The organism is Moorena sp. SIO2C4 (assembly GCF_010672485.1).
In the GTDB taxonomy this organism is placed as follows: domain Bacteria; phylum Cyanobacteriota; class Cyanobacteriia; order Cyanobacteriales; family Coleofasciculaceae; genus Moorena; species Moorena producens.
Window position 1 is genome coordinate 1 of the sequence record NZ_JAAHGN010000770.1, and the last position, 3,709, is coordinate 3,709.

Annotated in this window: 3 protein-coding genes and 1 pseudogene; 2 read left to right on the top strand and 2 right to left on the bottom strand. The window is 44.1% G+C overall.

From position 1 onward, the window contains the following. Positions 1–8: 8 nt before the first annotated feature. Both F6K20_RS28755 and F6K20_RS28760 read right to left on the bottom strand, forming a co-directional pair. On the bottom strand, positions 9–872 hold the full coding sequence (locus F6K20_RS28755) for a PAS domain-containing protein (RefSeq protein ID WP_287296951.1): 864 nt from the start codon (positions 870–872) through the stop codon (positions 9–11). Between the two features lie 294 nt (positions 873–1,166). Beyond that, complete coding sequence (locus F6K20_RS28760) at positions 1,167–1,856, bottom strand: C40 family peptidase (protein WP_008183202.1); 690 nt, start codon at positions 1,854–1,856, stop codon at positions 1,167–1,169. A gap of 524 nt (positions 1,857–2,380) precedes the next feature. On the opposite strand from F6K20_RS28760, the gene F6K20_RS28765 reads away from it, so the two are divergent. Then, positions 2,381–3,502, top strand: a complete 1,122-nt coding sequence (locus F6K20_RS28765) for a hypothetical protein (RefSeq protein ID WP_131827235.1) — start codon at positions 2,381–2,383, stop codon at positions 3,500–3,502. Beyond that, positions 3,492–3,709, top strand: a pseudogene (locus tag F6K20_RS28770) (hypothetical protein); the annotation flags it as partial. The gene F6K20_RS28765 and the pseudogene F6K20_RS28770, both read left to right, overlap by 11 nt.

Consider the following 3,709-nt stretch of genomic DNA (forward strand, 5'->3'; position numbering starts at 1 on the left):
TTGGATAATCACGAAGCGGAGCAAACGCAGGTGGCCCCCAGCACACGATTGAGATTACCCGAACTATCTAGGTAAAACTGTCCTTTGTTCTCAACCGTGATGTATGTGCCATCCTTCTTACGGATCCGATACTCAAGATGAATAGGCTCCTTAGTGACAATCACCCGTTCTATGGTGTGTCGGTATCGTTCTAAATCATCAGGATAAATTAATTCATCCCACCCTTGCCTAGTGTTGGTGAGTTCTCCTGGGTAATAACCCAATACTTGTTCAATATTGTGACCCCAAATCAATTCATTTGTCTGGGTATTCCATTCGTAGAGCAACTGACCACTGATTTTACTAACCGCTTCATAGCGATAAAGCCATTCGGTTAATAGAGCAAAGTAATTTTTGAAGTTTTGCTGATCTCGATTCAGATTTTCACAGCCCTTACTACCTTCATAGGAGCCAGTAGAGTTACCATCGTCCAATCCAGATTTTAGCTCTTTAATGCTAGTGATATCTTTAGCAACAGCATAGAAAAGACCCTGTTCATCCTGTGAAATTCTCCAAGCCAGCCAACGCAAGCTACCATCTTTGTGGTAAATTCTATTCCGGTATTCGACTAGTTTTCCTTGACCACAATCACGAAGGGCATTGAGAGTAACTTCCCGATCTTCTGGATAAATCCACTCAATCCAAGGTCGCGATCGCAATTGGGAGCAAGTCCAACCTAGAACCTTTTCCCAAATCGGATTGAGTTGTTGAAAATATCCGTTTTGACCAAAGGTGCATAATAGATCAAGTGATAAAGAAAACAAGATCTTTAGGGCGGACTCTGCCTCTGCCATTGTTTCAGTACTTTTTATGTGAGACTGAGTGGTGTTCATTGCTGGGCTCGATCCGTCAGAAATTCTACAGATAAGCTAGGGATACATCTACCCACAGTCTTCCCTCAATAATCAGTATAATCACAAGATCATCAGCAGGAGTATTTTAGAAAGCTCAGAAGATTTCTCTAAGGAAAGGAAATTTTGAGGACATTTTGTGGTAATATTTTTTAGTCTTTTGCCCTGAAGCCCTGCTGAGAGCTTTACAGTAAGCCTGATTGGCATGTTCTCTTCGAGCAGTACCGTCCTAGATAACTGTGCTAGATAATTGGGCTAGATAATTGGGCTAGGTGACTAGGGCTGATAACTTGCCACAACTCGCCCAGCTCCGTAGCGCTGTCGGTAATAATACTTTGTTATCTCATCCCCTTGTTCTGAAAGCTGGTCAATTGCAATCCCATTACGACCATGATCAATACCCGAACTATGAATGTAATCACCATCACCTAGATACAATCCTACATGGTTCACTTTTTGGGCGGTAGCGAAAAAGACCAAATCTCCTGGTTGTAATTCCTCCATTCTAATGGTTTGGGTGAAAGCTGCTTGCTGATAGGAATCTCTGGGTAACCAAATCCCCGATGCTGCAAACGCTGCTTGCATCAACCCTGAACAGTCATAGTTGGGAGCTACTGTACCCCCCCAAAGGTAGTAGGGATTTTGGTGCATTGCTGCTTTAGTAAACCCAATCACCGCTTTTATTCGTGCTTGGATTTGAGCTGGAGACAGAGAAATGGGGCGATAAGGAGTGTTAGCTATGTCCAGTAGAGCCAAATCCGACACAGGCAACCAACCAGAATAGTTATCTTCGCACAGACATACTTCTAAGGCATTACCGACAGGTGGGACAGACTTGACCCACAAGTGCCTTCCCGTAGCTGCTTGTGTTGTTAAACGCTTACAGTTGGGCGAATCATAGAGGTTGAGATTAGCAAGACAGTAGTATTCCAAATCATTGGCTCGTAATTGCTCAAGCAAAACCATAGTATAGGAAGCGGGAACTCACACTCAGATTATGGTCCTTTTCTAGAAGGATAAACAACTAGGAAGATTAAGCAGCGAAATCAACCGTTGCCCCAAGAGCCACCTTTCCCTAACTACCTCATGATCAAATTACTCTGATCGAGCGCCTCAGGAGCTGGCAAGTGGACTTACCCCACTCAGAGGAAAAATCAGGGGCCAACGCCAATCGGTAATTTCCGATCGGGCAACCGGAAATAGAGAATTGCAGAGGTTTTACAGGTGTAGATGCCTAAGTCCTGTGTTAGTGATGTTTACGCAGGGCAAAACTAAAAGCCAAAATGAGGTTATTCTGCTCTTTGTATCTGGTAAAGTTCAAGGGATGAGTAGACTATCCTAGGATAGGGTTCAAATTTTTGAGTACCTGACCTGATCTGATGTGACTAGCAGCTACAAGTTACTGACCAAGAACTATAACTTTTAGCTTTTGGCTAACTGCTAAGTTTGTTACCCCTAACCAGTCACCAAGTAGTTTTTGAGGAGTGAGTGTGAAGAGTAATTTTCCTAAGACCCTTTCGATCCAACTGAGTATGGCAGTATTGACGATGGTCAGTTACCAGCTGTCTGCTACTGCTGAAACACCTCGCTATAATTCATCGGTAAAGCAATTTACCCAGACAGCAGCAGCCGTCAGACCTGAGCAATTAGCAGCAACTTCCACCATCACAGTTGACCCTAATCGATTTAATCCGGAAACTACACAAACTCCTAAAAATATATTCAGACCAACTAGTCTGCCATCAGGGAATCTCAACACTATCACTGACCATCGAGCTAATTCCCGTTTAGGGCAATTGGACAGGATAGGAGCAGCGGTTCGTGCCAGTAAGTCGGTAGGGTCTCCTAGTGAATTAGTCAACCGCTCCCAATTCAATGGCTCAGTTGCACCAATTGCTGACTATACAGTCAGACAGAAGCAGGTACCATTAGCCAATTTAGAAACTATCCAGGAGTATCCTGCTGATCCCCCCAAACAAGAGCTAGAACCGATCACTGAGGAATACCAAACACCTTCTCAAGAGTTTAATAATCCTGTGGTAGCTCCACCGAGACCAGGGACTTTAGCTACATCTGTGGCAGCTCTAAAAATACAACTAGATCAAGCCACCTCTGACACCTCACCAGCCATCTCCTATGAAGTAGGCACCCCTGTAGCTCAGAGAAATATTGATCCTACTGGCAACAGCCTTGGGGTTGGAAACTATGTTGGAATTGGCGGTCATATCGGTTTTACTGATGATGGCACCAATATTGGTCGAGGTGGCTTTATGATTAACGGCAAATATGATTTATCCCCCACCTTATCAGTTCGTCCTAGCATACTAATCAATGATGATGCTACCTTTGTGATCCCAGCTACTTACAACTTTATTTTCCAGGATGAACCGTTTGAGCCGCCTACTTACTCAGCTTTCGCTGGTGGTGGTTTGGCTTTTTCTACAGGTGATGACAACAATGTGGGTTTAATCGTTACTGGTGGTGTTGATTGGCCATTTGGACCCAATTTTGTGGCCAATGCTGCCTTAACTACTGGAATTTTTGTTGATGGTGCCGCAGATCTCGGAATTTCCTTTGGCATTGGTTATAGCTTCTCTAACTTTGGCAAGTAGAAAAGGGACAAATATAGCAGAAGTCAGAAGTCAGAAGTCAGAAGTCAGAAGTCAGAAGTCAGAAGTCAGAAGTCAGAAGTCAGAAGTCAGAAGTCAGAAGTCAGAAGTCAGAAGTCAAACTCTTGCGCTTCTTGATGCAATAGCGAGTGGGGGAAACCCCCAAGACCGCTTAGGTGCGCTTTCCGTTGGCGAATTAAATTCGCCACG